Source organism: Nostoc sp., assembly GCF_036917635.1.
GTDB lineage: Bacteria > Cyanobacteriota > Cyanobacteriia > Cyanobacteriales > Nostocaceae > Nostoc.
On record NZ_JBALCW010000023.1, the window covers coordinates 102,463 to 126,905 of the forward strand.

The 24,443-nt window shown below is 41.3% G+C and carries 18 protein-coding genes, 1 tRNA gene and 1 pseudogene; 6 read left to right on the plus strand and 14 right to left on the minus strand.

Annotation, left to right across the window (positions count from 1 at the left end):
• Positions 1–13 precede the first annotated feature (13 nt).
• Positions 14–1,054, plus strand: coding sequence for a J domain-containing protein (locus V7K32_RS07695; RefSeq protein ID WP_334991808.1), 1,041 nt, complete (start codon positions 14–16; stop codon positions 1,052–1,054).
• A 50-nt stretch (positions 1,055–1,104) separates the two neighbouring features.
• Here the strand turns inward: V7K32_RS07695 and V7K32_RS07700 are convergent, their stop codons facing one another.
• The 3 genes from V7K32_RS07700 to V7K32_RS07710 all read right to left on the minus strand — a co-directional run bounded on the left by V7K32_RS07700 (position 1,105) and on the right by V7K32_RS07710 (position 3,408).
• Positions 1,105–1,758 (minus strand): glutathione S-transferase family protein, encoded by a 654-nt coding sequence (locus V7K32_RS07700; RefSeq protein ID WP_334991860.1) that lies wholly within the window; start codon positions 1,756–1,758, stop codon positions 1,105–1,107.
• Between the two features lie 55 nt (positions 1,759–1,813).
• Positions 1,814–2,350 carry a peroxiredoxin family protein gene (locus V7K32_RS07705; RefSeq protein ID WP_334991809.1) on the minus strand — a complete coding sequence of 179 codons (537 nt, stop codon included), beginning with the start codon at positions 2,348–2,350 and terminating at the stop codon, positions 1,814–1,816.
• A 434-nt stretch (positions 2,351–2,784) separates the two neighbouring features.
• On the minus strand, positions 2,785–3,408 hold the full coding sequence (locus V7K32_RS07710; protein ID WP_334991811.1) for a peroxiredoxin: 624 nt from the start codon (positions 3,406–3,408) through the stop codon (positions 2,785–2,787).
• A gap of 131 nt (positions 3,409–3,539) precedes the next feature.
• Between V7K32_RS07710 and V7K32_RS07715 the strand changes: the two genes are divergently transcribed.
• The 5 genes and pseudogenes from V7K32_RS07715 to V7K32_RS07730 all read left to right on the plus strand — a co-directional run bounded on the left by V7K32_RS07715 (position 3,540) and on the right by V7K32_RS07730 (position 7,727).
• Positions 3,540–5,666, plus strand: a complete 2,127-nt coding sequence (locus V7K32_RS07715; protein WP_334991813.1) for an amylo-alpha-1,6-glucosidase — start codon at positions 3,540–3,542, stop codon at positions 5,664–5,666.
• Positions 5,662–6,207, plus strand: a pseudogene (locus V7K32_RS07720) (DUF4351 domain-containing protein); the annotation flags it as partial. The gene V7K32_RS07715 and the pseudogene V7K32_RS07720, both read left to right, overlap by 5 nt.
• A gap of 239 nt (positions 6,208–6,446) precedes the next feature.
• The gene (locus V7K32_RS28680; protein WP_442938705.1) at positions 6,447–6,545 is read left to right on the plus strand and encodes a zinc ribbon domain-containing protein; all 99 of its coding nucleotides are present in this window, start codon (positions 6,447–6,449) and stop codon (positions 6,543–6,545) included.
• A gap of 323 nt (positions 6,546–6,868) precedes the next feature.
• A complete protein-coding gene (locus tag V7K32_RS07725; RefSeq protein ID WP_334991815.1) occupies positions 6,869–7,123 on the plus strand; it encodes a hypothetical protein in 255 nt (84 codons plus the stop codon).
• 55 nt (positions 7,124–7,178) lie between these two features.
• Positions 7,179–7,727, plus strand: a complete 549-nt coding sequence (locus V7K32_RS07730) for a hypothetical protein (protein WP_334991817.1) — start codon at positions 7,179–7,181, stop codon at positions 7,725–7,727.
• A 95-nt stretch (positions 7,728–7,822) separates the two neighbouring features.
• Here V7K32_RS07730 and V7K32_RS07735 read toward each other — a convergent pair.
• The 11 genes from V7K32_RS07735 to V7K32_RS07785 form a co-directional block, all read right to left on the minus strand.
• A tRNA-Met gene (locus tag V7K32_RS07735) sits at positions 7,823–7,896 on the minus strand.
• A 166-nt stretch (positions 7,897–8,062) separates the two neighbouring features.
• Positions 8,063–10,360, minus strand: coding sequence for a peptidoglycan DD-metalloendopeptidase family protein (locus tag V7K32_RS07740; RefSeq protein WP_334991819.1), 2,298 nt, complete (start codon positions 10,358–10,360; stop codon positions 8,063–8,065).
• Positions 10,361–11,184: 824 nt separating this feature from the next.
• Entirely contained in the window at positions 11,185–11,646 is a 462-nt protein-coding gene (locus V7K32_RS07745; RefSeq protein ID WP_334991821.1) for a tRNA (cytidine(34)-2'-O)-methyltransferase, read from the minus strand.
• Between the two features lie 317 nt (positions 11,647–11,963).
• Complete coding sequence (gene gshA / locus V7K32_RS07750) at positions 11,964–13,103, minus strand: glutamate--cysteine ligase (protein WP_334991824.1); 1,140 nt, start codon at positions 13,101–13,103, stop codon at positions 11,964–11,966.
• A 652-nt stretch (positions 13,104–13,755) separates the two neighbouring features.
• Positions 13,756–14,562: a hypothetical protein gene (locus tag V7K32_RS07755; RefSeq protein ID WP_334991826.1), complete on the minus strand. Its 807-nt coding sequence runs from the start codon at positions 14,560–14,562 to the stop codon at positions 13,756–13,758.
• A gap of 166 nt (positions 14,563–14,728) precedes the next feature.
• Complete coding sequence (locus tag V7K32_RS07760) at positions 14,729–15,409, minus strand: Uma2 family endonuclease (protein WP_334991828.1); 681 nt, start codon at positions 15,407–15,409, stop codon at positions 14,729–14,731.
• A gap of 144 nt (positions 15,410–15,553) precedes the next feature.
• Positions 15,554–20,047, minus strand: a complete 4,494-nt coding sequence (locus tag V7K32_RS07765) for a translation initiation factor IF-2 N-terminal domain-containing protein (RefSeq protein WP_334991830.1) — start codon at positions 20,045–20,047, stop codon at positions 15,554–15,556.
• A gap of 115 nt (positions 20,048–20,162) precedes the next feature.
• Positions 20,163–21,080, minus strand: a complete 918-nt coding sequence (locus V7K32_RS07770; protein WP_334991832.1) for a histone deacetylase family protein — start codon at positions 21,078–21,080, stop codon at positions 20,163–20,165.
• A gap of 62 nt (positions 21,081–21,142) precedes the next feature.
• Positions 21,143–21,997: a metal ABC transporter permease gene (locus V7K32_RS07775; protein ID WP_334991834.1), complete on the minus strand. Its 855-nt coding sequence runs from the start codon at positions 21,995–21,997 to the stop codon at positions 21,143–21,145.
• Between the two features lie 14 nt (positions 21,998–22,011).
• Entirely contained in the window at positions 22,012–22,848 is an 837-nt protein-coding gene (locus V7K32_RS07780) for a metal ABC transporter ATP-binding protein (protein ID WP_334991836.1), read from the minus strand.
• Positions 22,849–23,163: 315 nt separating this feature from the next.
• The gene (locus V7K32_RS07785) at positions 23,164–24,219 is read right to left on the minus strand and encodes a metal ABC transporter substrate-binding protein (RefSeq protein WP_334991838.1); all 1,056 of its coding nucleotides are present in this window, start codon (positions 24,217–24,219) and stop codon (positions 23,164–23,166) included.
• Between the last annotated feature and the right edge of the window lie 224 nt (positions 24,220–24,443).

A 24,443-nucleotide genomic window follows, 5' to 3' on the forward strand; every position in this document is an offset into this window, starting at 1 on the left:
GGCTGGTAGATAGATGGCTGCAACCGACTTCAAAGACTATTACGCAATTTTGGGAGTTAGTAAGACTGCCACTCAAGACGAGATTAAGCAAGCCTTTCGTAAACTAGCCCGCAAATATCACCCTGATGTCAACCCAAATAACAAACAGGCAGAAGCACGCTTTAAAGAAGTTAGCGAAGCCTACGAAGTTGTGTCAGATGTAGATAAACGCAAAAAATACGACCAATTCGGTCAATATTGGAAACAGGCTGGTGAAGGTTTCCCATCTGGCGGCGCTGGTGTTGATATGGGTGGTTTTGACTTCAGTCAATACGGAAATTTTGATGAGTTCATTAATGAGTTGCTAGGACGTTTTGGTGGTGCTACCCCTCGCGGTGGGCGACAAAGTTACTCACAACAAACTAATAATTACTCAAATTACTCACAAAATTACTCTTACCGCAGTTCTACAGGTGCGACGAGTGGTTTTAGCGGCAACTTTAACGATTATGGGTTTGGTGATGCAAGTACGGGTTCTTCCCAGGATAGTGAAGCTGCGATCACTTTAAGTTTTGCTGAAGCATTTAACGGTGTGCAAAAGCGCTTCAGTTTAGGTAACGAAACAATTGATGTTCGTATCCCATCTGGCGCTAAACCTGGTACTCGTCTGCGCGTGCGGGGCAAAGGTCAAATCAACCCGATGACTCAACAAAGAGGGGATTTATACTTAAAAGTCGAATTTCAGCCGCACTCGTTCTTCCAAATGGAAGGCGATAACTTGGTGTGCGAAGTACCAATCACACCAGATGAAGCTACTTTAGGAGCGTCTATTGATGTACCCACTCCCGATGGTTTAGTTAATGTCAAGCTACCAGCAGGAGTGCGTTCTGGTCAATCGCTGCGTTTACGTGGCAAAGGTTGGCCTCTCCCTAAGGGTGGACGTGGCGATCAGCTGGTAAAGGTGGCGATCGCACCACCAAAAGACCTCAGCCAGCAAGAGCGGGAATATTATGAAAAAATCCGGGCTATACGTACTTATAATCCCCGCAGTCATTTACAGCAAGTCAAGCTCTGAAAATTTCGCATTTTAGAGACGCGAAAGCGTCTCTAAATTAATTAGGTTGGTTATTTCGCCATTCTCGCTAGCAGGATGGACTTCATCGCTTCCATTGCTTCTGGTGTAGCCTCGGTAGCTTGCCACGTTGTTCGTGCTACTAAGCGATCGCACCAAGCATTTAATTTTGGATATTCACTCAAAGATATGCCTGCAATGGGGATCAAAGGTACTACAGTCCCAGCGACAACCTCGGCGAGAGTTAGGTTTTCACTACCAAAGTAAGGGCGATCGTCAAGTAAATTATCAAAAAGCTTCAGCACTGTAGTAATTTTTTGCTGTGCCTTCTCGATTTTTTCTGGATCTCCTCCAGGCAAGCCGAGATACTGAGGTAAAAAGGTGGTGGTTGCTGGCAAAAGCTCATTTATAGTTACCAGTTCTACCATGCGGGCGATCGCTAAATCTTTGGCATCTTTAGGCAACATTGCAGGTGTGGGATATTTTGCCTCTAAATAGTCCAGAATTGCCAAAGATTCCACTACATTAAAGCCGTCATCCACCAAAGCCGGAATGTGATGAAAGGGACTAATTGCCAAAAACTCTGGTTGAAACTGCTCCCCATCCAGTTTTATCTCTACTAATTCAAACTCAAGTCCTTTTTCCAGCAGAGTAATCCAGACGCGGCGGGAGTTAGGAGAAATCAACGAATGATAAAGGGTCAGCACCATAAAACCTCACAATTTTATGAGTAGGGTGGGCATTGCCATTTACACATTACACTCAATTGAATTGTTCTAACAATGTCTCAATACTAGCATTGTGATCCAAAAAAGAAAATAAATGCCAGTATTGGAGTTTTCCTTCTTTATCTAATATGAATTGGCCTGGTAAAGGCGCTCCCAGCGCTTGTCCTACTTGATAGGTACGAAATACTCGACAACTGGGATCGCTCAATAACGGCATTTGTAAGCCTAAATCCCTCACAACTATTTGACTCTGCCGTTCATCGGTACTAGTAATCATTAAAACTTCTATACCACGATTCTTAAACTGCTCATAGTTTTCATTTAAAGCTTTGATGTGAGGGAAACAAAAGGGGCAATATTGTTTTTCAGTAAAGATGCGAGTAAAGGCGAGTAACACTGGTTGCTTGCTTTTATAATCAGACAATTTTACTAATGTTCCGTTGGTAATATCAGGAAGTTGAAAATCTGGCGTTCCTACTCCCAACCTGAGTTTATTTGTCGCTGGAACTGGTAAAAAATTGCGGAAGAATCGCTCATTTAATAAGCCACTAAAATCAGTTGAAGTAAGCATAATAACATTTTGTATTTTGTATTTTGGATTGTCGAAGAGTTATTTAGTAATCGCTTTTTGGCATTTTATCTGTCACAACCATTGTTAAGATTAGTATATTTTTAACAATGATTATTTAAACCTCATCTAAGTTGAGAACCGTAGTTTTTGCCCTCACCCTAAATCCCTCTCCCAGATATGGGAGAGGGACTTTGAAATTCTGGCTCCCCGAATCCCTCTCTCTGGGATTCGGGGTTGGGGAATGAGGGCAAATTCTTTTCATCATCGAAGAACTACAGGTTTCAAGATAGACGCGGTTTAAATGCCATTTTATTAAAAAACCACAGATAGATACCGAGGTTGACACTGTTTAATGTGTATCTCTGTTTATCTGTGGTTTTCGTTGATTTTAGTCTCAACTCCAAGAGGATGTATTAAATCCTAGCTAGCGAAATTTAGACAGCAGAGAAGTAGACTTTAGACTTCACTGGGTCAGGATTCATTGTTTTGTCACCAGGTTGCCAACCAGCTGGGCAAACTTCGTCGGGGTGAGACTGAACATACTGAATTGCTTGCAATGTCCGCAGGGTTTCATCAACGCTGCGACCAAAAGCTAGATTGTTGATGGTAGCGTGCTGTATGATACCATCTTTATCTATGAGGAACAGACCACGCAAGGCAATGCCGGCTGCTGGATCGAGAACGTTGTAAGCGGCGCTAATCTCTTTTTTGATGTCGGAGACTAGAGGATAATTCAGGTCGCCGACGCCACCAGACTTACGATCTGTTTGAATCCAAGCGAGGTGGGAGAATTCACTATCAACAGAAGCCCCAAGGACTTCAGTATTGATTTTCTTAAATTCTTCGTAGCGATCGCTAAATGCTGTGATTTCAGTGGGACAAACAAAGGTAAAGTCTAGTGGGTAGAAAAACAGGACGACATACTTACCGCGATAATCGGAAAGTTTGATTGTCTTAAATTCCTGGTCTACCACAGCCGTTGCTGTGAAATCGGGAGCTTGTTGACCAACGCGGATGCTTGTTTTGGTTTTGTCTTCGGTTTCGTGAGTAAGGGACATTAACCTAATTCTCCTTTATTCGTTTAGTAGCGTTGGAATTCGGGTTAAGTAAAACTCACCCATCTACGCTCTCACAGTTTAATTACGATCTGTTACGACTATATCATACTCATAACGATTTTGAGTAGCAAATGCTTGATTTAGATACAAGAGAATGGTTGCTTACCAATGGCTTAGGAAGTTTTGCCAGTGGTACAGTTTCGGATGTTCGCACGCGCACTTATCACGGTTGGCTGTTTGCCGCGACAAATCCTCCAAGCGATCGCACTCTGCTGTTGTCGCACCTAGAAGCTAGCTTGGAAGTATTAGGGAGCGTTGTGGCACTGGGGACAAATTTTTGGGGTAACGGTCAGATTGAGCCGACAGGCTATGAACTGCTACGCTGCTTTGATATTAACCCAGTTCCAAAATGGATTTGGGGTCAAGATAACTGGCAGTTAACTAGACAATTGGTGATGCCTTATGGTTGGGAAGGGAGTAGGGAATGGGGAGTAGGGAGTAGGAAAGAGAATGATACTTCCCACTCCCAGTTTTGCCATCGAACTTTGATCCAATATCGTTATGAGGGAAGTGATACAGCGATTTTACGGCTGCGACTGCTGATAGCAGAACGTGACTTTCACCACCAGCAAACTGCTAATCCAGGATTACAGTTCTCACAATTGCTTGGGCAACAGCAAATCTGTCTGCAAGCAAAAAATTTTGGGAATTTCGGTATACCTTGGCACTTGCGCTGGACACAAGGAAGATATCAAACAGATGCAGTTTGGTATTGGCATTATGGATTGCCTGAGGAGAGAAAACGGGGATTAGGCGACAAGGAAGACCTCTACAGTCCTGGTTACTTGATAATCACACTGCAACCAGGAGATACAGTTACTCTAGAAGCACGAGTAGGTTTTCCCGACTCGATGGCAGGTGTTCTTACCCCCGAAACCTTTACAGAAGCCGTGAAGGCAGAGGAAGAAAGGCTCTCACAGATTTTTGGATGGAGAGAGGGAGGCAGAAAAGCACAGGAGCAGGGGAGCAGGGGAGCAGGGGAGCAGGCGAATAATTACGAATCTCAAATGCCCCATGCCCAATTCCCAATGCCCAATGCCCAATCTACAATCTGGCAACAACTACTCAAAGCAAGCGATCAGTTTATCGTTTATCGAGCCTCAATTCGAGGCCCTACAGTAATTGCTGGTTATCACTGGTTTAATGACTGGGGACGCAACACATTAATCGCTTTACCAGGGTTAGCACTTATTCCACGGCGCTTTGACTTAGCAAAAGGAGTATTGCGGACTTTTGGGCATTATTGTCGCCACGGGTTGATTCCTAATGTATTTCCTGATGTCAATGGCGAACCAATTTATAACAGTATTGATGCGGCGTTGTGGTGGATTGAAACTTTAGGACTTTATTTAGAAGCTACCCAAGACTGGGAATTTTTGGCGGAGCAATTCCCCTTAGTACAGCAAATCTACAAAGCATTTGTCGGTAGTACACATTTCAATATCCAGATCGATGCTACCGATGGGCTAGTTAGTTGGGATGCTCCTGGTGTAGCCCTTACCTGGATGGATGTGGTAATTGGAGCATACCCCGTCACTCCCCGTTATGGTAAGCCAGTAGAAATCAATGCACTGTGGTATTCTGCTTTATGTTGGCTGAGTCAGTGGGCAGAACGATTGAGTCTGCTTGAGTATGGTGAGCGGGCGCGTCTGGTTAAGCAAGCACAGCGTTATGCTCAACAAGCAGAACATGTGAAAACCTCGCTGCAAAAGTTCTGGAATCCTCATCTGGGTTATTTGTACGATACTATTGAGCCGGACGATCGCCGGAATTTTCAAGTTCGTCCCAATGCCGTTTTAGCACTGTCGCTGCACCATTGCGCTTTTTCTGAACAGCAAGGGTGTCAAGTATTAGATTTGGCAACTGTCAGCTTACTCACCCCTTATGGCCTTCGCAGTCTCGATCCAGGAGATCCCGAATATAAGGGGAGATATGAGGGTAATCAAGAGCAACGCGATCGCGCTTATCACCAAGGCACTGTTTGGGCTTGGCTAATTGGGCCATATATTCGGGCTTGGCAACGTTTTTATCCACAACGATCGCTGCCTTTTGATTGGCAACCTCTGCTAGATCACTTCTTATTTGACGCTTGTCTTGGTTCTATTTCTGAGATTTTTGATGGCGATGCACCTCACAAGCCCAGAGGAGCGATCGCTCAAGCTTGGTCAGTTGCTGAAGTAATCCGCCACATTAAATAGTGCTGAGTATAATTATCCCGATTGTGGTTTGCATTTTAGATTTGGAACCGTCAAACTGCTCGATTATCAAAATCGATGGACAGAGTTAGAAAATAGCGATAATCCCTTTGCGACGGTGGTAATGGCACATTTAAAAACCCAACAAACTACTAAACAGTTGGAAGAAAGGAAAACGTGGAAATTTAGTTTAATTCGGCGATTGTATGAACAAGGGCTGCAAGAAAAGGATATTTGTAACCTCTATCGTTTTATCGATTGGGTTATGATTTTACCAAAAGGATTAGAAGCAGAATTTTGGCAGGAGTTTAAACAATTCGAGCAGGAGCGTACCATGAGTTACATTACCACAGGCGAACGCATTGGCTACGAGCGAGGAAAGGAGGAAGGACAACAGGAACAAGCACAAACACTTGTACTACGACAGCTACAAAAACGAGTACGAGAGTTACCACAACAGGTTCGAGAACAAATTCAGGGTCTTTCTCTAAAACAATTGGAAGCACTGGGTGAGGCTTTGTTAGATTTTAGTGCGTTGGCGTAGCCCGTCGTAGACATCGCTGATTTGCTCAACTGGCTACAAACTCATCAAACAGTTAGTGCTGAGTCCTGAGAATTAGAGGTCAAACCTGCCTCTTACAGAGCAGTCAAAGTTACTTTATCTTAATTCCACTTATCGCTCACTACTTATAACTTTTAAATTATAATTGGTGGATGTATGGACATCTAATGTTTATTTTTGCTTTACCTCATGCTCTTCTTTTAAAAGAAACAGAAAATTCAATGATTAACAAAGGAATTTATAAAATATGTCCTTACTGTGCAGAAACTGTGAAAAAAGAAGCTACAGTATGTAAACATTGTGGTAATGCTCTAGTTTAAAACCCTTTATATTAGCCTACGCAACTCTATCCATTAAATAATCTGCCGCTTTCTTTTCATCGTAATAGGTATTATTACTCTCTCTTCTCTTCCAGGCATAAGCAGCTAAAGCTAAACTCATAATAGTATCTGTGGCTAGACCTTTAGTAGAGTTATTTTCCAGTAAAGATTACAGACTAGAATTTTATTTACAACTTTTTTATAACTCAATAAAGGCTTTGTTTTAAGTCTTTTTGAAGATAAAACTAAATTCAGTATTTTCTCTCTGTCGGGTAAATAATCTACTGGATAAGCTATTAAAAGCTCTAATAGTATTCAAATTAATGTCTAATAAGATTAAATATAGTGCTGCTTTATTTGTTTCTTTAGTTATAGGTTTGATTGGAGCTAATACCATTAAACCTTCCACTTACAGCTACTGTGCATTTCCTGTAGGAAGTTTGGATAATTGCAGTATGAACTTCACTGCAATTGATAAAGATAAAACTTTTTCAGATCAAATACAAAGAGGATTAATAGTTCGGGCAGCTACAGGCGTTCTTCTATTTGGGGGAATAAATATATTGTCTAAAAACTGAAGATTATGTTTCAGATCCCAATAATGCAAAAGTAAATTCAGTAGCTTAGATAAAAATGAGACTTAATAAAATTTTTTTACCTATGATCCTGGCTTGCATAGTAGCCTGTCCAGTATTAGCCCAAGCAAAACCAACTATATGCGCTTTTGATGAAGAGACTGCTTCTGAGATTAAAAGAACAGTAACCTTAACTAATATGGGAATAAAAATATCTATTCCAGCTAATTATAGAGCAATAGCTATAGCAGATGGCTCTATAGAATTTGTAGATAATGGCACTTATCAATTGTTCCAATGTGTAGCTAAGAATCCTGGGGCAGGAGGTAGAGGATATTTTGGTATAAAGGTATATAAATCAAAAATTAATTATTTATACAGTAATGTACAAGATATGGTTCCAGGCAGACCAAACTTCTTCATTGTCTGGGAGAAAAAGCAAGAAAATGATACTACCTTTCACAGTCTGAAGTTAAGAATCAAAACTAAGAAAGCTATTTTAGAAGTTGAAGATGTAAATGATAATGGGCCTATAACCACTGAAAAGGAAGCTCAAGAGTTAAGAACTGGACTAATTGAAATAGCTAGCATAATAGATATACTTTAAAAAATATTGCGTTTATTGCCTAATATAAGAATTCCGCTCGCTAGTGCTACTGATAAGTAGAAGCTGAAACCCTTATATTTTTCTTATTTTAAAAGTGGCTCAGGTCGGAGTTGAACCAACGACCCCAGGCTTATGAGTCCCGTGCTCTAACCAACTGAGCTACTGAGCCATATATCTTCAAATCATCTACTAGTATAGCATACAAATTTGCAAAAAGTCCTAGTTTTAAGCAAATTTCTTACAGCTTTCATCCCTGTTGAGGCAATAGAAAGCAAAAGAGGGAGTTTAACTCCCTCAACTTAACAAGGCAATGATTTAATTACAGATAGCCTGTTTTACACGCGTTGGGGTAGGAAGGCTATTGGGTTAACAGCTTCTTTACCTCCTGGATGAATTTCAAAGTGGCTGTGTGGCCCAGTGCTGTGACCAGTACTACCCATTAAAGCAATTGTTTCTCCTTGATGCACCTGCTGACCAGGTTGTACCAGAATTTTGCTGTTATGAGCATAACGAGTTGTGCTGCCATCAGGATGGCGGATTTCAACGAGGTTGCCGTAGCCACCGTTGTTCCAGCCAGCTTTTTCTATCGTCCCCTCAGCTGAAGCAACAACTGGTGTGCCAGTGGAGTTAGCAATATCAATTCCCTTGTGCGGTCTTCCCCAACGCATACCAAAGCCAGAAGTGAGAGTGCCGTGTGCTGGCCAGTCGAAAGCTATGGTTGAGGAAGAAGATGGAGGAGGCGTTAGTTGATCAATGGCTCTGGGCAGATATTGATCGACTGCTGCCAAAGGTGGTATTACCTGTGGAGAAACAGTCCTTCCCCGCATCATTCCTAAAGAGTCAGAAGCATTTACTCTTCCAGAAGATGTTGCAACCTTTACGGCTGCTGGGGTGTCAGAGGGAGTCCACTTACTAGGAGAACCTAGATTAGGCAAGAACTCTGGGTTTACTGCCTCGCTAGGGCGTACAGAAGTACGGAATTGGGGCTTAATTGGCTGAACGCTATACTTACTCTGAATCGGTGTAGGAACTGGAATTTGGATTGCTACACTATTCGGTCGAGCCGCATTGGGTACAGTGAAATTATTGGGGGTGGAAATAGGAGTCAAAATCGCAGCATTATTAGTTTCGGTAGCTGCTGCTGACACAACTGAGTTCCCAGACTGTTGAGTGCGATATTTCTGCTGTAACCTTTGAATTTCCGCTTGTAAACTCCGCAAACGGTCATTATTGTTATTATTTACCCTTGCTACCCTATTTGTTGGTGCTTTAAAGTGTTGCATTTCGGCAAAAGTTTGTGGCACTTGATTTTCACCACCGACGCCATAAGAAGAAACAGGAGTAGGGGCTGTTTCTAAGTCGGTTGCACTATTTGCCTGAATCTGAACAGTTACCGGTGTAGGGACGGTAATGTTAGTGTTGCCGGCAATAGTTGGTGATTGTGAACTAGGTAGATATGAGTTGGCACTACCAATATTTATCGGGGAGGTGGCAGTGGCAACATGAGGAGTTTTGCTGGACTCTACAAAAGTGGGCTTAATCGCTAGAGTGGAGTTACTCGCTAGAGTGGGGTTACTTGGTACAGTTGCCTCAATTTGAACAGCAGGAATAATTAGTTGTTGACTAATTTTCAGTTCATTTGGATTATTGAGGTTATTTGCCTTGACTAGTTCTGATACGGAAGTGTTATATCTGCTGGCGATCGCTGCTAGTGTATCTCCAGGCTTAACTTCGTAGGCTGTTCGAGTCGAGGACGCAATAACTGTTGGTTTAGCTGGTGTTAGTGGAGTCGTCTGTGTCTTCTGTTTTAACTTCGATATCAAGTTCGCTTTGCTTGCATCGCCAGAAGTGTCCGACTGGGCTAATACAGTCTTCTCAACTACAGTCGTTGGCTGTGCCAACCCCATATCAGCTTGTGATAAATCTTTAGTCTCTCCAGACCGCAACTGTGCCAGACTATTTCTTAAACGGTTCGATTTTTCTTGTAAGCGATTCAGTGCGAACTCTTGTTGCGCCTTAAGTTGTGCATTTATTTCACTGTTGGCTGCGCCAGATATTGCCACTGTTTGTGGCTGGGCAGTTAGTGATGCTTTTGCAATACCAACACCATTAGCACTAGACTCAGACAGATTATTGACTGTTGGGAAACTAGTTTCAGCTAAGGTATTCTTTAATCCCTGCGCCACTTGGGGCTTCAGGTAGGTAGAATTTTTATAAACTGCTGTTCCTTGGGAAAATTTTTCTGATACAGGAACTTGCAAAGAGATTCCATTTGCCGCGACTTGCCATTTAGCTTCAAGCCCAGGCACTTGTGAGACTGCCGTTGGTTCCACAATAACAGGATTTTCCGGCACGCTCGCTGATGAGACTGCTTGGGACTCCAGCTTTGTGGAGGCGAATTTCACCTCAGTGTCAGCAACAGCAGGAATCGTTGAAGTTGCCTTTTGGCTACCTACAGGCACTGCTGCTTGGGCTTGATCGCTTTGTCGAGTCACCAAAAGGCTGGTTGCTCCCATAGAGATTGCCAAGCCAATCATGGCGGCTTTTGTCCGCACCCGGCGGTTAACTTTTGGATTTGTCACATTTAGCAGTTCTACCGGGGCATCATCGCTGCTGGGGTTATTGTTCAACACAGCTTTTACTCTCTTTTTCAATGCTCGTTTCAAAGACGACCTCCTTACGATCACTAGCGCTTAACTGATCTCGATTTTTCAGTTGGATACTAGTCAATGATTTAGATCACAACAAATGATAGATCGAGATCACATTCACCAGAGATGCTTACGCAAGATTAACCTGCTTCTCTGATTTAAACAAGTTCACACGTATTAGCAAAACTTAAATTTTGCTGTGTTTACTTGTCCGAACCACTCCTCACACCACTTAGGACGTTTTACTTTTTACCATTGTCCGCCATTGTCTTGCGTCAATTGCGGGGACTGGACAAGCTATTTGCCAAGTCCATAGTCGCTGCCGAGAATTAAATTGCTGCGACTTCTGGAAAAGTGATGCCCCCCACTGTAGATATCTTCAAGATATTTCTACCCAATCAGTCTTCTCAACACGAGACTTTAAGTTGATTATTCCCTAAAAAACAACCGTATGATCTATCGGCTACTTTAAGGCTGCTTTCTAGGTTGATCGAGCTAAAATTGCTCAGATATCTATTATGACTGGATTTAGCCGTTTTTCCCCCCATTTTAGGATCTTTCAGATTCATCAAAATCTATCATTCAAATTTGGCAATATCCCAAGTTTCATATACAAATTTCTTATAATAACCTTCATATCCTTGTAAGTATCTTCCACTACAATTTCGGAAAAAAACCCATTTTAGGTATCTTGTTTTACATATTGTTGCAGTAATTCAGAAAATTTTTACTGCCACAAATCCTTTGTCTAATAGATATCTCAGAATTTCATAAGTATATTTACTTGTGGTGATGAAGGTAAATAGCTATTGTAAATAGCCTAACTGACGACGCGTTTCAAATAAGCTAATTGCCACACTTACTGAGAGATTCAAGCTCCGAACCCCCGGTTGGCTCATGGGAATATACAGAGTAGCATCGCAATCTGACAAAATTGCTGGTGGTAAGCCCGTAGTTTCACTACCAAACAGCAACCAATCATCTGGTTGAAACTGAAAGCTGACGTAATTAGAATTTCCACCGACAGTAAAACCCAACCATCTGCCTCCACGCTGCTGATGTAGGTTTTTAAAGGCTTCTAGCGATTCGTGATAGTGCAGTTTGACGTAAGGCCAGTAATCCAATCCTGCTCTTTTGAGGTAGCGATCGCTAATTTCAAATCCCAAAGGCCCCACTAAATGCAACTCTGTACCCGTAGCTGCACAAGTACGGGCAATATTACCTGTATTAGGAGGAATTTGTGGGTGAACTAAAACTACCTGGGGCATTGACCGTATAATCTACGTATTGTATAAAAAAATCTATTCTCCATGTTAAATCTACCAAAGGGTAGAGGCGATTCATAGGTTTTGTTAATAATAATCAAACATCCTCTATCAATTAGATTTTTAAAACGAAGCCCAAACCCTCCCAGAGCAATGTCTGAGAGGATAGTTGGTTAAAATAAGGAAATATTAAGTTTTATGTAGAAATAAAAAGGGCTAGTGTCTTCAAGAAAATCTATCATTTATCTAAGGGAACTCCAAAAAATAAATTATCCAATTTCTGGACTTCACTACGACTTTCCTGCCCCCTGCTCCCTGAGTTAAGCCAGTAGGGAGGAACACAATTTTTCTTCGAGTTCGATTTCGCGCTCTTGGGTGGCGACAATAGCTTGGGTGATGACGCGCTGGGTGTCAAAACCGACTGCGTGTAATTGCAACCATTGTTGAGCTTCATTGCCTTCGCGGAGGATTTTGTGTAAAGGGGAAAGGAAACAACTAAAGCCTCCTTGTTTAGCGATCGCCCAAACATCGTGGTACATTTGGGCAATCCAATCTCTGGCTAGGATACTTCTACCATCTTGCCAATGCTTCAACTGAGCATCGAGACTACCAGCTGCTGCTGCTGCTTCGTTCTCAGCAGTCAGGGTAACGAGTTCTTCGCCAGAGAAGGTACTTTGAGTTAACGGATCGATGCTGGGATTTTCGATTATTTGCAACAAACGCGCTTCTAATAAGGCAGTAATGGCTAGCAAGGCAAGGGGATCTGTGACTAAATCGCAAATTCTCAATTCTAGCCGATTTAGGTCATAAGGACGGCGATCGCCATTTGGTCGCACTGATGCCCACAAATGCCGCACGTTTTGCATGGTTCCGGCAACTAGCTGATCTTCCACCCACTGAATATGATCGGCGTGGCTGGCAAATAACGGTATATGACTAGGCGTTTGCGGAAATACGCCCCAACGGGTGGAGTGATAGCCAGTAGCTTTGCCATCCAGGAAGGGAGATGAGGCGGCCAGGGCGAGAAATAAAGGTGCTTCCATACGGATCACCCGACACGCCCGCATTAATACTTCTGGATCGCTAATGCCGACATTGATGTGGACGCTGGCGGTGACTACTTTTGTGCCGTAGGTGTTCTCAATGTAGTCATGATAGGGGTTTGCTGGATCGGAACGGAGAAAGCGATCGCTCCCACCCAAAGATAAAGTACTCCCCGGTATCAGGGTATAATCGCCCAAACCATTGAGATAGTTTCGTAACTCCCGCCGGGGACGCAGTAAAGCACACAATAAATTTTCGTAATTAGGGGATGGTTGAGTTATGTATTCTACGTTGCGGCTATCTGGCTCCCGCATAAATCCATCCAAATCTGCAACTATTTTGTCGGAGAGACCAACGATTTCACCTTGAGGCGTGCCAGTGTAAATCTCAATCTCAAAGCCTTTTAATAAAACCACCTTGTTCTCCTTGGCTCTCTCTACCTATAAATTGTATCGAATTAGACGATTTTCTGGATCTATCTTTAAGTCAATCAAAGGTTAAGAATAATTTTATTGATAATTCATACCAAATCAGGACGACAGATTTCTTGGCTGTGTTTTAGAGAATTATTACTACTGAAGCATGATAAATATACTAGTTGAATTTACGCACTTAAGAGTTGAGAATCGTGTATATTAAAAACCACAGGTAATTTAAGCCGAAAAGTTCAGTAATATGTTTATTTTGTTTTAGGTATATTGCGAAATAAAATTATCAGGTGAATCACTCTTTTGGGCAATATTAAGAACCGACTTTCCGCACTTCATCGTGTAATATGCGTAGATTTCCCATAGGTGGAAAAAAATGGTTAAATCAACAACATAAATCGCCAATGGTATTCAATATTAATACTTAATAATTTGAACATTATTAGGAATTTTTATTGAAAAGATAGATAATACATTTTGAAGTGCGGAATGTGGGTTAAGAAGTAGAAACTGCGCTGACGCAAAAACTCTCTCTATTTCTTCTCTCTGCGTTCTCTGTGTCTAATAAGGTTCGTTTATTGGAATAATTTATTTCTTGTCAGTCCCTTAGCGCCTTTTGGCGAATCTTTTCGAGTCTAGCTTATATTTCAGTATTTTTCTGCTTAAGAATGGCTTCACGTTGAAAATTTATGGTTTCTGTTGACAATTTGCATAATGTTTGCAAAGATATTTTGCCTTCAGCATGTAGCACTTCTAACCAATTTGATGCTGACTCTAAAATTTGCTTTCCATTTCTTATTTGAATAGTCAATTTATCAAGAGCATCAAAGATAACAAAAAGCGATATCTTTCTCCAAAATTTTTGAGTCGAAGCTAGCACCCTATAGGAAGCGACGATTTTTCCCTCTTCTGGTACATGAAGTGCTAAACCTGAAGCTTGAATACTTTTTTGGATTTGCTCAAGGGGTAAGGAGGCAATATCAGCAATTATATTATCGATAGTGATAAAGTCTGCCAAGTCAGGTAAAGTTATCGTTGTCTCATTTAAGGATTCAGATTGAAAGGTTATCTTATCGCTTAAAGGGTCTGTAATAGCATAAATTTGTATAGGATATGGCGGCTGTGGTACAGACCCTTTATCATAAAATAAGCGACCTTCAGCAGTAACAGTAAGTGGTGATGTTGGTGATAGAGTTTGTAAGGAACGAAGAGTTGTAGTAGTAGTTTTAATAAAAACAGAATCAAGCCCAAGTACAGATGCTAATTCATCCTCTGTTGGCGGAGGTTGAAATTCAATAGCAGCGCGGATAATAAATTCTTCAAGTACGTTAAACTGGCGAGGTTCCTTGATATTTACTTCTACCGGAGTTTGACGCAAACTATAACGGAATTCACGCGCTGCTAAAACTGATAAACTAGGACTTTGCGCTTCTATTTCGTCTACCAATTTTTTGAGATTGTCATCAATCGGTTTAGCAGAAGAGGCGAGAAAGATCAACGAAACCTCCATGTAATGCAAGTTTTAGTAATGGCTAATTTGCTCAGTCTATCGCTTCAATTTCATATACAAAATTTTTAAGATTGTCATAAATTGGTTTAGCAGAAATTGCCAGTTATTTCTGAAGCGCCTGCTGAAAAGTCTTGATAGCATCAACATGATTCACCATATTAATGCAGCGTAACAACAAATCCAGATCGATACCTTTAACCTCCTCACTACTAGAAACCTTTTCATAATGAAGTGCGTTGCCTTCTTTTTGCAGGTGATAAACTTCTAACACTCCATCTTCCCAAAACCACACTTCTGGAATCAACAGCCGTTTGTATGCCTCCAGTTTGTTGATACCGCCACTGGTAAACACCACCTCTATTGCTAAATCGGGACGCACTCGACTAGGAGCAAGTTTATAAGATTCATCCGCCTCTCGCTTGACAACACCCGATTCACTTTCTAAGGTCATTGAGCCAGTTGGAGTAAAGTCATACCCTGCCATGAGCAGGTAAAGTTCTAACAATGCGGCAATTCTCTTCTTAACGATTTCGTGTGGTTCTCCAGGCATTCTTCGGATCTCCAAAATACCATCTAGGAAAGACAGGCGATATCCTGGACGGTCTAATAACTGCTCAATTGCTTTGAATTCTCTCCAAGTCAGTCCTTCAAACAAAAGGGGTGATTCTTTTGTGGGTGTAGCGTAGACGCTTTGCGGTGAGGGGGTCGCAGCCTTGGCGGTTCCCGTCGATTGCGATCGCCCGAACCCGAAGGGCTTGTCGTCAGACATCGCTGCTGGGGTCATAAAAATCTCCAGTCTGTTTCTAAATGAGAAATAAAATGAGAAATAATCAGTTTTGGAGGGCAGTTTGTTAATTGTAACTTCTTTCTAGGAGCTTAAAAATTACTTTTTCTTACCTAAGCCTTTAATTAACAACAAAAGCACTTTTCAAATGATTTGAGAAACATCAACGAAACCTCCATGAAGACTGACAATATTTGAAACTTCCGAATACATACTTCCAACTTTACCTAATTGATGGGTAAACAAATTATGACAACCCACAATTATCAAGAGTTCTTGAGCGCGAGAAAATGCAACATTTACCCGTTCTGGCTTTTTCGCAAATCCTACATCTCCTTTGCTATTGTTGCGAACCATACTTACAATTACAACAGGTCGTTCCATACCTTGAAATCTGTCTACTGTACCTGTACGAATTTCTAATGAAGGGAAAAGTTCAGATTGCAAGCGTTCATCAATTTTTCTTAATTGAGCGCCATAAAATGTAATTACGGCAATTTCTTTTTTCGGTTCACCATTAGCAACTTTAGAAGCCCAAGTAGTCTCGAACTGCTGACACAGACGTTCAATGGCATTAATTTCTTGAATATTGAAGTAAGAAGTTCCATTTCTTTGCTCTAAAAAGTGATTCTCTATAGGCGTTTTTACCCAAATAAGATGCTGAGATTCGTGGATGATTTCGCCTGCTAGATGATGTGCGCGTTTTTTATCCGGCTCCAAAATACCAGATTCTAGTTTACCATCATAAAACTGATTGATTGCTCCCATAATAAATGGATGCATTCGATATTGTGTAGTTAGCATCTGTTTAATGCTTTCATCAGCAGATTCAAACTGACTTTTAAATAGTGATTCTTCTAAGAATTGTAGTTCATCTCGCGTGTTGCCAATTGTTTGAGCAACTTCTTCTAAAGTGCTAGTATCAAGCATGGGTGGTAATTGTCGATGATCGCCTACCATTACTAACTTTTTACCTTTCAAGGCTGGAATTAGTAACTCTGGTGGAGTACACTTACTAACTTCATCAATAATGACAACATCAAAAGATTTGAATTCTTCAGAAAAACCTCTATTTGCAGCTTGAACACAGGTGATACCGACGACGTTGGCATTATCTAAATATATGCGCCTTAAATCGTCGCGTAGGCGTAGCCCGCCGTAGGCATCGCCTTCTGTTGGCTGTCTTAATTTTTCAATCCAATCTTGGACAAAAGTTTGATATTTATTGAGATAAATTTCATCTTTTTGTAGTTGCTGTTGCCAAGATTGAAAGCTAATATTTATGCTACGTAATAACTCTAGATTAAACAAGTCATTAGCAAACTTTTCTGGTTTAAATTTATCCGGTATTCTTTGCCATTCTGTCAACCACCAGCTTCTTTCTTCTGTTAAAATTAATGATGGCTGTGGTTGTACTTTTTCTTCTATTTCACGGAGACTAATTTGGAATCTTTGAAGCTGTTGTAGAGAAGTTTCAGTTTCTTGTTGTAGCTTTGATAAATGCTCATCAAGAGAGCTTCTAATTATCTCCAACACAGCAAGAGGTTCTAATAATGAAATTAATGTTTCAAGTTGACTGATACAAGTTATATAATAATTAACTTGATTTGAAAACTCTTGTGGCTGCTCCCAAATATTTGATTGTGTTGCGAGATATTTGTCAGTTAGAATGCGTAACTGAGCGGGTATATTTTGTTGGTTAAGTTCTTGTAAAATATTAATAACTCTTCCAAGTTGCAAATTAGCATCTTGCTGTGCTTTTTCGGCTTCAGCTTGAGTAACAGATATTTGCTGTTGGCTGATTTCATTTTTCTGAAGTTCATTTAATTGGCGTTGCAGATGTTGAAGCTGTTGATCGGTTTCTGTTTTGACTTTTAAAACGCATTGACGGGCATTTACAAGAATAGTATCTAGCAATTCTTGTGTAATCTGGGTGAGAGTAGAGTCGATGTTATTCCATTCCCAGGATGCGCCATAAGTCCGTTGCATTCTAATTAAAAAAACCTGGGTATTTTCAACTAGCAATTTTCGCTGTTTGGGGTTGAGTAGCTGATAATTATTGAACTGTTGAGAGGTTTCTTGCCATTGGGTGCGATCGCTCTTTGATAGCACCATTGGAATCTGACTAAAATTTTGTTGTAAAAAATAACTAAAATTATGCTGTTTCCCCCGCCTGTCAGTAAAATTTCCGTCTATTTCATAAGCGATCGCTTTTGTCAATAGCTGCCATTCTGGCAGGTTAATTTTGTAAACTTTTGGTACTATTGGTAATTTTAATGTATTAGCAAACATCAACAAACCTAATGGTAAGTCCACTAAATTCTCTGTGAGTGGGAAACCTGATTGCTGACAATCTTTCAAAGTTTGATAGAGACGAGAAGGTGCTGTAGATTTCCATTCCTTAACTGCTGAGATAATATAATCTATTTCGCGTTTGCGATTTTCCCATATCTGGATTGTTTGTTGGATGTTTTGCAGTTTGGCAAGATATTTTTGATAATCTGGTTGTAGCTGATTTAACGAGGCGAAATTCTGTTTAACAACCTCGACTGATGCTGCAACTTCTAAGATGGCTTTACTTATATCTTGAGCAGAAGTCAAAGCTGTTTTAAATCCAGAAATTTCTTTTGCTACGGTTTCACGTAACCAACCCGCTAAACCGAAAGCACCAAGTGCTGGACGTACAAAGCCAAGTTCATCAGTATATTTTATAGTTTGACGAACATTTGCTAAAAATTCCTCTACTAAACTGTTACCTTCTGTATATGGCTTAAGAAGCGGCAAAAAATTTGTAACTTCTGGAGCTTCCCAGTTTATATTAGATGCAGTATTTAGTATATTTTCTAGTCCTGCAATTAGGGATTCAACCTCATTCTGTTTTTCGACGGTTTCATTGTAAGATTTTTCTTGATTCTTAAAGTCACTCTCGACTTTTAACTTATTTTTATTGAATTTAATTTGTTGCTGATTAAATTCTTCCTCTACTTGGAAGTAGGCTGTAAATCTTTGTGATGATGCGAGTAATTGACTGAAAATTTGGATATTTTCGAGCCGTTGAGTCAGATTATTTTCGCAGTCATTTGCTGTATTTTCTAGCCATTTGCCAATCACTTGATCTTCTAAAAATGGCTGTCCTTCCTCCCCAACTTTCTCGGCTCTACCTTTTCGTACAGCGCGAATTACGGGGTTATGAACTAATCGACTCAGGGCGTTATCTACTGCTAAATTGGCTTGAGATGCAATTAGAGTTCGTCCACCCCGGAGGGCTATTTGATAGCAAATCTCAGCAATTACGGTAGTTTTACCAGTCCCTGGTGGCCCTTGGATGAGAACAAGATCCTTAGCAGTAAGTACCTTTTCTACTGCTGCTTTTTGACCCGGATTAGCAGAAGATAATAACAAATCTTGTGGTTGAAGTTCGATAGTTGTTTTGATTTGTCTAGCTTGGGAAGCATCGAATAAAAAGTTACCCAAATATGGATTTTGGGTGTAACCATTATTTAAATCATCTAAAGCTTTTTTCTTGCGCTGAATCTGCTGAATATCACCAACTGCTTCAAAACACAAAAATCCGGTATCTGGCAACTTATAACGCTGTGTTGCCATGAATTCAGCTAAGTCGCGGTCTAGTCTGAGACTAATAATACAACGGTTGGGGTCAACTTCCTCAACAGTCCCTAATTGACGACCGCTAATCCAATTTTTGCCGATGGGAGCAGTTTCAAAAAGCTTTAAATCTTCGTTTCTTGTACGTCTTGCTCGTTCCCAAAAGTTTTCTACTTCGAGGGAATTTTGATAAAAGCCGTCTAGGGTGGCTGAGGCTACATCAATTTCAAAACTGATTCGTCTTTTGAAGTTATAGTTGTGACTTACATAACGCACGCAAAATTGACGTGCTTTCGCAATTTTTTCTTCAATTTGCAAAAATGCTTTCCAGGCTTTAAGCTGATCTTCTGTAGGTACATGCTCACCACACATTGGCGCGGCTGCGATGCGTTTCAATGTTGCGGGTGGAATGTCGAGATGATGCTGATGATTAGGTAGCAAACGTAAGCGACAAGGTACAGCATAACTATCAGCCTGTCCCTGTGATGGATGTAGCAACTGAGCCGAAAGTATTTTTATACCGCCGCGTCCATCTTTTGGTACAGCGGCTCTAAATCCTAATGTTTTTTTTAGGTTCTCAAGTCTTGCGGGTAATGGAACATCGGAGTCTGTTGCTATTGTCAAATCCCAAATTTCTTCTCTTGCTTCTTTTCCTGGGCCTTTGCGACGCAGATAAAATAGAGAAGGTTTTTTACCGACACATTCCAACATTAACTCATTGGCGCGATCGCGCCGTTCCCTAAATTCGGGATATGATTTCAGGGTAGCTTCACTTTCAAGATGGCGGATAAAACTATCAATTGCTGAAGCTATAAACATATAGCCCCAATCTTCAGAGTTTGTTTTAGTTTTTGAGGATTTTGCTGTTAGTTTATTTGCTACTGCACGAATACGCTCTACATCGGACTCGGAGATTGTACTGGTATGGCTTTTGACTGCAATTTTGAGCTTTTCGCAAATTAATAATAGCTTCTTGCTATCTAAATTTAGTTCTTTTGCTAGTTCGTAGATTCTGAGTTTGCCGTTGTTCATCCAGTACTGCCTTTGCTGACAAAATAAGGTTTAGATTTAAACGCAAAGGTGCGCGGAGGGAAGCGCAGAGGAGCGCAAAGTTTATTTTAGTATTATTCGTTAGGATTAAATATGACTATAGTTTGTATTGCTGGTAAACTTCGCTGGCGGCGCGATGCAGTAGGGAGTGTCGCCAAACTAGGGATTTCATATCATCAGCATAACCGCCGCCAATGACGCAGGCGACGGGATAACCGCTACTCATACAGGTGCTTAAAACCTGCATTTCCCGGCGAAAAATGCCAGCATCAGTTAAGGCTAATTTGCCTAAGCGATCGCCTATATGAGGGTCAACACCTGCATCATAAAATACTAAGTCTGGCTTGACTTTAGATAATAAATCTGATAGGTAATTCGCTAAAGTTTGTAAATAAGCATCATCCTCCATTCCCAACGGCAAAGGAATATCCAAATCGCTGTTTTGTTTAGTACCGGGGAAATTGACTTCGCAGTGCATAGAAAAAGTAAAAACGCTGTCGTCGTCTTGGAAGATAAAAGCGGTGCCGTCTCCTTGATGCACATCTAAATCTACAATCAGAATTTTTTGGACAAGTCCGAATTTTTGTAAAACACGACAGGCGATCGCTAAATCGTTGAAAATACAAAAACCAGACCCATAATTGGGAAAGGCATGATGAGTTCCACCAGCAGTATTACAAGCTAAACCCTGACTTAGTGCCAGTTTAGCAGTTAGTATCGTACCACCTACCGCTACACAAGTACGATTTGCTAATGCTGGACTCCAAGGCAAACCAATGCGACGCTGTGCTTTGGCATCTAAGGTTCCTTCACAATAAGCTTTAACGTAGTTTGGGGTGTGAGCTAATTCTATCAACTCTAACGGCGGACGTTCGGGGGTGTGAAATTGTTCTTGATTTGCTACACCATCAGCTAACAGCAATTCGTAGAGTTGCCGAAATTTAGACATCGGGAAACGATGTCCTTCAGGTAGCGGCGCAACGTAATCTGGGTGGTAAATAATTGGCAATTCCATAAGGAAAGAAAATCTCAAGCAGCTAATCCGACAACTAATATCATGTCCTTTAATCCACTTTCCTAAGAAAGGTGTTTTGTTGCAAGGGGAGGGAGACGGCGTTTATATCGTCCTTGCAGATTCTTGGTGAGCAGCACACAGGCAAATATAGCGGTTGAGAGTAGTACCACACTCGCTCCAGAGGCGATGTCGAGGTAGTAGCTGAGGTAGATACCCACAAAAGAAATCGCAGTTCCTAAAATCCCGGAAATAATCATCAGATAACCAAAGCGATCGCTCATTAATCGCGCAATTGATGCTGGAATCACTACTGCTGAAATAATTAGAGTCACCCCCAATACATTCAATGTTGCCACTAGTAAAGTCGCTAACATCAAAGCAAATAAAGTATCCATTGCAAAAACGGGTACGCCATGAACCTGAGCAACTTCCCGGTCAAAACACCAAAATAGCAACGGGCGATAAAATAAGAAAACGAGGCTGAGTAAGACAATCGTTACACCAGTCACCACCCACAAATCATTAGGGGAAACCCCCAACACATTACCAAACAAAGCAGCTTCAAAGTTTTGGCTAAATTTGCGATAGCTACTGATCACAGCTACTCCTAAAGCAAAGCTAGCAGTTGTCACAATCCCAATAGCTGCATCTGAGTAAATTTTGCGTCCGGTCAAATATTGAATCAACAGAGCAGCTGCAAAACCCCAAATTCCAGAGCCAATGTAGAAATTCAAGCCCAGTACATAACTCAGCACGGCTCCCCCTAAAATCGCATGAGATAAACCGTGGGCAATGTAACTCATTCTGCGAGTTGTAATATAAACTCCCATAATGCCGCATAATAACCCTGCCATCATGCCGACTAGAATTGCACGGCTAAAAAATTCGTAGCGAAAAGGTGCTAGTAAAAGATCCATATACTGTATTTAGATTAAGCAGATTTCGACGAGTTGGAGGGACGCAGTATTTGGGGCAAGTTATCTTGCATTTGATGGCGTAGAGAGGTACCGCCGCTAGCAATCAAAATTCGGTCTTGTTCGTAGAAAACTACCATTTCTCCGCCAAAAGTCTGCTCAAGATTTGCGGGAGTGAAGACATCAATAGGTTGACCTTGACAAATTAAACCGTGGTTGAAACATACTACCCAAGGTAGATGAGTTGCTACCGAGTTTAGGTCATGGGTAGAGAGAATAATTGTCAAGCCTTGTTGATTCAAATCAGCCAATAGGTGCAATAGTTCGTGTTGAACGTGCAAGTCTGAACTGCTGGTGGGTTCATCTAAAAGGACTATTTCTGGTTCTCCTACTAAAGCACGGGCAATGAATACCCTTTGCTGTTGTCCACCAGATAGACTACCGATAGGTTGATGGGCAACATGGGCAACCCCAACCCGCTCTAAGAGTTCCCTGGCAACTTGGCGATCGCGCCGCGAAGACCAAGGCAACATTTTTTGCTTTTGGTAACGCCCCATCATCACCACTTCCAATGCCGTAACTGGAAAAGTCCAATCCACCGTTTCTACCTGCGGCACATAGCCAACCAAAGGCGGTGCTACTCCTGACTTTAAGCGCCTTCCTCGAAACCAAATCTCTCCAGTCCAAGGCTGAACTAGTCCTAAAATTGCTCTGATTAAAGTGCTTTTACCACTACCAGAAGGCCCCACCAAACCAGTAAGTTGGCCAGGGTAAAGCGTCAGATTGAGATTGGTAAATACTGGCTGAGTTTGATAACCACAGGTTAAATTTCTAACTTCAAGTATTGGTTGCATATACAGCAGATTTCAGTTAGTGAGGTACATAAACTAAGGTACATTGCCTAAAAACGTAGTGTTTTTAATGCAAGGAGACGTATTGGCATTGCAGGGTATTGCCAAGTTTAATTTGCTACAAATTAATAAAATGCTCTACTAAGTCTCTTGCACTATATATCAAGCATGTTTTATTCTTGAGTTCTGCTGTATTTATTTTGTTGATCCTAGTACAGCACGGCGGAAATAAACCACCCATTCCAAATCGCCAAAAAGTATGCTCTATAAGCTTTTTGAATGAGTGACTTTTGAATGCGTGACTTCCGTGATGCGGTACTACTTGGTTGCTGTTGGGCCAACAACATTTCCAGTGTTTAAGTTCTTTACCAAATCAGGGTTTCCTCCCAAATTAGAGGCGATAATCCGCATATTGTTAGCCATCATGCCAATATAGGTATGCTCAGGATTGGTATTTTCCATTGCATTAGCTAAACCTTTGCCTGGTAACTCATCATCGGCAGTGTTGCCTGTTTTTACCTTCGCTTCGCGGGCAATTTGTTCTTCTACCTTGCTGGGGTAGACTTCAGAACCAAAAATGGCTGGAACGCCTACTTTCCGAATTTGGTCAATTAGCTTTGCGACATCTTGAGCAGATGGTTCCTTAAAATCTGAAGGTTGAATCGCACCAATTACTTGAAAACCATACTCTCTAGCCCAATACGCCCAAGAATCGTGGTAGGTTAACAGTTTACGGTTTTTGGCAGGAATACTGGCGACGATTTCCCGTGTTGCCTTGTCTAGAGCATCCAGACGTTGTAAATAATTTTTGAGATTAGTCGCGTAGTAGTCTTTGCCAGCAGCATCTAAGGTGGTTAACTGCTGGGCGGCTAGTTTGGCGTAAGCCTCAGCATACTTGGGGTTTACCCACAGATGAGGATTCGGATCGCCCTTTTCTTTCGGAAAGCTGAAGTCGAAAAGCCATTGGTCTTGAGTAATAGTGTTACCACCTAATTCAAAGATTTTAGTTTCTTTGGGCTTTGAGGCTTTAGCTAGTTTTTCTGTCGGGGATTCCAAATGCAACCCATTGGCGATGATCAGATTAGCTTTGGATAGTATATCGGCATCACTGGGACGAGGCTCAAAGGTATGGGAGTCGGTTCCTTCTGGAATAATGCCCTTAACTACTAAGCGATCGCCTGCAATGTTACTTACAATATTCGTTAAAGGAGCAACTGTCGTTACAACTAAAAGCTTATTCTGTGTCTTTTGCTCTCCTGCTTGAACCGGAGTGCTGGTTACTTCGGGATTAGAAGACACCGTTTTATCCTGAGAGGGACTGCAAGCTACTACCATGAAGCTCAGTACAAATAGCAATCCAAAAAGGGTCTTCATTAGATTCAAGCCTTCTAAATTAAAGAATCAACCTTTGATTAGACCTTTTCCCATTATTAAAAAGCAATGCCCCCTCAGGGTATTTTCGGTTGATTTTGAGATTTTTTTACCTAATATCCTACTTAAGTAATATTACGAAAGTCCGGGAGTATAGCAATTATCGGCATTGCTGAATTGAAGGATGAATTGTTGTTTGTATCTTTGCGTCTACCCTACCGATTGCC

Coding starts and splice junctions, on each gene's coding strand:
- V7K32_RS07695 (WP_334991808.1), top strand. CDS start 14: ATGGCTGCAACCGACTTCAAAGACTATTACGCAATTTTGGGAGTTAGT.
- V7K32_RS07705 (WP_334991809.1), bottom strand. CDS start 2,350: ATGCTTACTTCAACTGATTTTAGTGGCTTATTAAATGAGCGATTCTTC.
- V7K32_RS07710 (WP_334991811.1), bottom strand. CDS start 3,408: ATGTCCCTTACTCACGAAACCGAAGACAAAACCAAAACAAGCATCCGC.
- V7K32_RS07715 (WP_334991813.1), top strand. CDS start 3,540: ATGCTTGATTTAGATACAAGAGAATGGTTGCTTACCAATGGCTTAGGA.
- V7K32_RS28680 (WP_442938705.1), top strand. CDS start 6,447: ATGATTAACAAAGGAATTTATAAAATATGTCCTTACTGTGCAGAAACT.
- V7K32_RS07725 (WP_334991815.1), top strand. CDS start 6,869: ATGTCTAATAAGATTAAATATAGTGCTGCTTTATTTGTTTCTTTAGTT.
- V7K32_RS07730 (WP_334991817.1), top strand. CDS start 7,179: ATGAGACTTAATAAAATTTTTTTACCTATGATCCTGGCTTGCATAGTA.
- V7K32_RS07745 (WP_334991821.1), bottom strand. CDS start 11,646: ATGCCCCAGGTAGTTTTAGTTCACCCACAAATTCCTCCTAATACAGGT.
- V7K32_RS07760 (WP_334991828.1), bottom strand. CDS start 15,409: ATGACCCCAGCAGCGATGTCTGACGACAAGCCCTTCGGGTTCGGGCGA.
- V7K32_RS07765 (WP_334991830.1), bottom strand. CDS start 20,047: ATGAACAACGGCAAACTCAGAATCTACGAACTAGCAAAAGAACTAAAT.
- V7K32_RS07770 (WP_334991832.1), bottom strand. CDS start 21,080: ATGGAATTGCCAATTATTTACCACCCAGATTACGTTGCGCCGCTACCT.
- V7K32_RS07775 (WP_334991834.1), bottom strand. CDS start 21,997: ATGGATCTTTTACTAGCACCTTTTCGCTACGAATTTTTTAGCCGTGCA.
- V7K32_RS07780 (WP_334991836.1), bottom strand. CDS start 22,848: ATGCAACCAATACTTGAAGTTAGAAATTTAACCTGTGGTTATCAAACT.
- V7K32_RS07785 (WP_334991838.1), bottom strand. CDS start 24,219: ATGAAGACCCTTTTTGGATTGCTATTTGTACTGAGCTTCATGGTAGTA.